The sequence below is a fragment of the Kaistella sp. genome (assembly GCF_049588135.1).
Taxonomy (GTDB): Bacteria; Bacteroidota; Bacteroidia; order Flavobacteriales; family Weeksellaceae; genus Kaistella.
In genome coordinates this window covers 1-5761 of the sequence record NZ_JBAVFG010000004.1, presented here as the reverse complement: position 1 = coordinate 5761, position 5761 = coordinate 1, and the positions used below count along the sequence as shown (strand labels likewise).

The following is a 5761-nucleotide window of genomic DNA, read 5'->3' as shown; positions in this document are numbered from 1 at the left end:
CCAAAATTCCGCATGGTGAAGTCGATGAAGAAGTTTCATCGTTTGATTTGTATGAAATTTCAGCAGAAAATTTAAAAAAGAAAAACGAGAAAAAAAGCACAGAATTCACCACAAAAGCCATTCACCTCACCACCGAAAAAGACAAATATCCCGATGCGATTAAAGTTGCAACGCCTACAAAAAGTTATCAAAATCGGGTAGAAAAAGTAAGAATGGGGATTTTCACGCACGAGATTTTAGCCCAAATTAATACGGCAAAAGATGTAGAAAAAGTGTTGGAAAGCTATCTCTTGGAAGGAACGATTACCATTGAAGAAAAATCGCAAATCAATGACCGGATTTTCAATATCATTACTCATGAAAATTACTCGAAATACTTCAAAGAAAATCAAACCGTCATTAATGAAAAAGATATTATGATTTCAGAAAACGGGACATCAACCGTATACCGCCCAGACCGGCTGATCGATACTGGAAACGGGTTCATCATCATTGATTTCAAAACCGGTGATGAGCAGGAAAAACATCAACTGCAGGTTGATGAATACAAATCGGTATTGGAAAAACTGGGCAAGAAGGTTGTAGAAACGGAGATTATTTATGTGTAAGAAAATTTTTTCAATGAGCGTTTAGATTAATTTGCCATTCCACGGAGGGAATGATAGAAAAATCATTGTATTCAAATCATCAACAATGCCTTTAAAAATACTTAAGACTTCTTCTTTTATGAAATACTTTCTATAATAAGCATCGCCCAATGCATTGATTTCATCTACAGAAGTACCCAATATTTCACAGCCCCAATTATTCATATATTCCAACCCGAGAGGCAACCTATTTTCCATATCATGAAGCATCACTGAAGCGGGCAAAATACTTCCCAAATCATCAATTGTATAATCCCCAGATTGGAGATTTTTCTGAACTTCATGCAGTTGATGGCACAATGATAATTTTTTCAGTCCAAATGGAGATCTGTCGAAATCCATAATGATAACGTATTGAATTGATACAAGATAACAAAAATAAATAAAACGATGCAATACTTTGTTTTTGGATAAATATTAAAAATACCTAGTCCTAGGTATTTTTTGAAGTTATAAAATTGAGTTGTTTTGTTATAAATTAAATTATTAATTTCACAACAAAAATCAGAAAACGAAATACGATATATAACATATGGCAAATAAGTTCAAAATAAAACTTATCACCGCAGGGTGTGATTAATATATCATTTGAACTTTTCAAAGATGATTTTCTATAACGTAAAAATATTCTTATTTAAGTCCTTATAAATTGTAATATTTTTTTTCACTTTATAATGGCAGTTAAAATTCTAAAAATTACTGATTAAAAAAAATAGACCAACCATAATCAAGTGGAGTCTAGTGTAAGAATACAAAAAGAAGTGTAAAAATCAATACCTTTTTATTTATAAAATATAGGAAACCCGTAAAATATAAAAACAATGACAACAAAAAAAATCAACTCGAAAGCTTTTATCTGTATTTTAATTTTCCTTTCAATACAATTATGGTCACAAACATCACTTAAACACATCCAAACTTTTGATACAAAGCCAGAAACAATTCTAACCTCACCTGTCTTTTCAAATGATGGAAAATTTGTTATTGCAGGTGGGGCTAATGGTTCACTAAATAAGTTTTCTCCTAAATCTAAATTACCCATAAAGCAAAACAAGCTAGACAAAGGAGGAATAAATGCAGTAGCAATAACACCAGATGGCAAATATATTCTAGCCGGCGGATTTCTAGGAACTCTATACTTATGCGATCCAGAAACTTTAGAGGTTTTAAAATCATCTGATGAGTTTAGCAGCAATATTAATAGAATAACAATCGCCCCAAACTCTACGATTGCATACGTGCAAACAAATGGGAAATGTGAACTTATAAATGTTGCAGATCTTAGTATAATAGGTGATAATGGATCTTATACCAAATTTAATGCTTCGTTCAGCGATGACAGTACGTTGTTATATCATTTAACATCGAATAGAAGAATAAGCATAACTGATGCTACCAATGCAAAATCAAAGAAATTCATAGATTTAACCAGAGAAGTGCAAGATATTATTCCTTCTAGAGACAAAAACCTAATCATTGCAGGTGTGCAAGAAGGTTATGGAGAAAGTACTATCATACATATCATTGATGTAGCAACAGGTGGAATAAAAAAACTAGTAGAGACAAGTGAGTACGGAGATTACGCCATGCCACTCTGCTTAGTCCCGGAGTTTGATAAAGTGATTTATAGTTGTTATGATGGCTTATATACTTTAGATTATAAAACGTTCGAGACAAAAAAAATCGGATCCTCAGATATTCTCAGCATGAGGTTTTCAAACGACGGGAAGTATGTCGTGACGACGGCACTACGTTCAAAATCAATTAGCCTACTTGCGATACAATAAAAGTAAATCAATACAATTACGTACAAATTCTAAAAGAAACAGCGCCAAACACTCAGCAGAAGCATTAATCGAAAATAATAATTAATACATTATATGAAAAAGATAATTTTAGTTGTAGTACTACTTTCTTTTGCTTTACCACTACAAGCACAAAGACATCCAAAAGAAGAAGCGTGTTTTGAAAAATTAAGAAATGGTGAAGCAAAAGGACTAAGAGGTATTTGCGAACATGTTATTACTCCAGATTTTGTAAATGATGAATTGAGCTACATCACCCGATTTAAAAAAGCAGCTGGTGTATTACCTGAGGATTCAGAAGAAGAGGTTAATCGTAAAATTCGTCAAGTATGGTCTGAATATGAAGATTGTTTAACATGTGATACCATTGCGTTCTCTCTTCGGGGTGGTAGCATTTTAAAAGCTGCACATGTAAGCGGAAATGCGACTTTTTATCGTACAGTAATTAAGTGGGGAGTTAATCTTAATCGTATTGACCCTGTGGATGGTAAAACGGTTTTAGACTTTTTTAGAGATGAATTGAACAAAAACCCACCTGGAATTGAATTTTACCGAGTCTACTACAACGTTCTAAAAGAACATGGTGCCAAACACGCATCAGAAATATTAACAAAATAATAACCATGATTCCAAACCCCTACACCGTTCAGAACAACGATTTCATTTCCACCATTTCGGTTGCATGTCCAAAATGCAATCTTCAAGCTTTGGTTTTAGGTGGCGATCCCCATAAAGCCATCAGCGAATATGAGGACGAAGTTCGCTTTTCATGCACTTCTTGTGGCTATGCTTTAAAATACGCCAATACTCCAAAATTCACCATATATACCAATAGCAGAGGGAAAGACGTCACTTCCCGAGTGTTGATCAAAAATTCGCCGTTTGATCCCTATTTCGGTTTTAATGTTTGGTACCAAATCGAAACGACTTACGGTTTATTGTGGGCTTATAATTTGGATCATCTTGCCGTCATCGAAAATTACATTGCAGATAGCCAGCGCAGCCGAAACGGTCTAGAAAATAAAAATAACAGCATCGGAAGCCGCTTGCCTCAATGGGTAAAAGATTCTAAGAATAGGGCGTATTTATTGAAAATTATTCAACGATTAAAGAAATTGTATTTTTTTAGAAACAGCATTTAAAAGCACAAAAAAACCCTGCCTCTTGCGTGAGAGCAGGATTCATATTTCAAAAATTTCTGACGAACTATTTTTTCTTCACAACGGTTACCACTTGCGCTTCCATCTTGGTTACATTGTCATAAATCTGTTTGAAAGCAGGATAATACTCTTTCGGGAAAACGGTATCATCAATGATAATCGTGGTTTCCACAGTTAATTCATTTCCGTTCTGAGTAACTACATAACTGTATTGTATCGAGTTGTCTTCTGTTCTAAATTTTTTTGAGCTCGGTACATTTTCAAATACATAATTATCGGGAATTGTAATCGTCACTTTCTTTACTCGATCGTAGGCAGAATAAAACTCAAGCGGCGCACGTCTTTCTTCTTTTTGATTATAACCATGATTTTGAGAGTATAAAAACAGCAATGGATTAAACACTAGCTTATTCCCAATAGCATCGACAAAAGTATCCGAAGTAAAATCAAAACTCGTTTCAAAATCATTGTTTGACTGCAAACCGTGCTTCACATTGGTGAAAGGAAATTTGTATTCATCCTGATAGCTTTTTGCAAAAACTTTCTCATTATCCGTATAATTTTCATTGGCAATCATCGCATATAATTTGGTATCGCGATCTGCAAAATGACCTTCGAAAGTTCCTTCTGGAGTTAATTTAGCATCTACAGAAAGTACCGTTTTACTTACTTCAGGAAAAATCACATTAACCTGTTTCGCATCGGATTTAGTCATCACGATTCCGTATTGATTAAGGGCCCGCGGGGAAACCATATTAATTTCAGCCAATTTTGAGGTACCATCCAAAAGATAAACTTTGCCATTTTCCTCAAAAGATGCCAGGACAAAATTAAGCTGGGAGATGGATGGATTGTAAGCCAGCAACACTCCTCTTTTCACAGTTGACAGAACGAGTGGATCAGCATCGATGCCTGCACTTCTCAAAAACATTGTTAAGAGAAGATTAATCTCTGCAGTATTTCCGATTTTCGTCGTTAAAAGATTTTTAATTCCTTTATCCGTAAACACATCATCTTCCTTATTCCAAGTGTAATTCTTCTGTACGAATTTGAGAATAGCATTTGCTTTTTCCATCTTAGTTGGCAAATCTGAAATCTCCGCAGGAAGAATATTTTTAACTAAATTTTCTTTCTTGAGTTGCAAACCAAAATCATCATGATTGTATAACCGTTTTTGAATATCTTTCCATGACAAAGAATATGACTTAAAGACGTTATTAATCAACGTAGAATTAAGTTCTGCTTTAATACCTGTTTTATAGTTATTGTTATTTAGAACAAATTTTTCGTCTTTGAAAGCAGGAAGCTTTTCGTAAGCAAAACGATAGGTTTGATATTCTGCTCCGTACAATTGTTTTTCACCAGAATCACGATGAGTAGGCGCTACACTGCCTTTATAATTAATCGAATACCCAAGTGGTTTAGGGTGATCTAAAACATATTCTACATATTTCACTGGGATTTCTTCCTCAATTAAAATCCTTGGTGTTGACGATAAAAACGGACTATACAGGGTATATGAATATTCGACCACAGATCCATTTTTCACATTGGCGTAAGCAAATTTGGTAATTGTAAAATTTTTATCTTCTTTGGATTTAAATTTCTCATCTCTTTCAATTTTTGTTGAAACCTTTTTCCCATCTTCCCAATTATACGTCAATGCTTTTAGATTGCTCAGCACTTCTCTGTCACCTCTTCCATTGTCATACACCGCAATTTCATGATCCAGATATTTACCCGCATTATCTTTATTAAATATTTTTACACGCTCTACAATTTCTTGCGTTAAATAACCATTATAATCAATCATAAAATGTACAGAGCGATATAGAATTTCTGCGGGAGCATCGGCTTCAATCTTAGATTGGGTACTTTTTAAATCCTCTTCAGAAATTTTGGGATCATTAAGGAATTTATGTTGTGAATAAAGGAAACTTACTAAAAGGCATCCTATAAAAAGAGTAATTTTTCTTATCATACTTTTGAAATTAAAATTTTAGTATTGTCTTTGCTCGCTGTTTTCTTTCTGAATTCGACATAATCTTTAAATTTTTCTTTTGGATAAATGCCTTTTTTAATGGTCAAAATTCTGTGAACCAATAATTTTTCACCTTTCATTTTATATTGTATCGAATAGGTCCCAAAT

5 protein-coding genes and 1 pseudogene are annotated in these 5761 nt (G+C 33.7%); 4 read left to right on the top strand and 2 right to left on the bottom strand.

Annotated elements, in window-relative coordinates:
- Positions 1 to 608: pseudogene (locus tag WBY99_RS00300) on the top strand (UvrD-helicase domain-containing protein); the annotation flags it as partial.
- Between the two features lie 21 nt (positions 609 to 629).
- Here the strand turns inward: WBY99_RS00300 and WBY99_RS00295 are convergent.
- Positions 630 to 989, bottom strand: coding sequence for a hypothetical protein (locus tag WBY99_RS00295; RefSeq protein ID WP_423974367.1), 360 nt, complete (start codon positions 987 to 989; stop codon positions 630 to 632).
- A 479-nt stretch (positions 990 to 1468) separates the two neighbouring features.
- On the opposite strand from WBY99_RS00295, the gene WBY99_RS00290 reads away from it, so the two are divergent.
- The 3 genes from WBY99_RS00290 to WBY99_RS00280 all read left to right on the top strand — a co-directional run bounded on the left by WBY99_RS00290 (position 1469) and on the right by WBY99_RS00280 (position 3594).
- Positions 1469 to 2434: a WD40 repeat domain-containing protein gene (locus WBY99_RS00290; RefSeq protein WP_423974366.1), complete on the top strand. Its 966-nt coding sequence runs from the start codon at positions 1469 to 1471 to the stop codon at positions 2432 to 2434.
- Between the two features lie 93 nt (positions 2435 to 2527).
- Positions 2528 to 3070 (top strand): hypothetical protein, encoded by a 543-nt coding sequence (locus tag WBY99_RS00285; protein ID WP_423974365.1) that lies wholly within the window; start codon positions 2528 to 2530, stop codon positions 3068 to 3070.
- A 5-nt stretch (positions 3071 to 3075) separates the two neighbouring features.
- On the top strand, positions 3076 to 3594 hold the full coding sequence (locus tag WBY99_RS00280) for a hypothetical protein (protein ID WP_423974364.1): 519 nt from the start codon (positions 3076 to 3078) through the stop codon (positions 3592 to 3594).
- A 64-nt stretch (positions 3595 to 3658) separates the two neighbouring features.
- Here the strand turns inward: WBY99_RS00280 and WBY99_RS00275 are convergent, their stop codons facing one another.
- Positions 3659 to 5593, bottom strand: a complete 1935-nt coding sequence (locus WBY99_RS00275) for a transglutaminase domain-containing protein (RefSeq protein ID WP_423974363.1) — start codon at positions 5591 to 5593, stop codon at positions 3659 to 3661.
- Positions 5594 to 5761 lie beyond the last annotated feature (168 nt).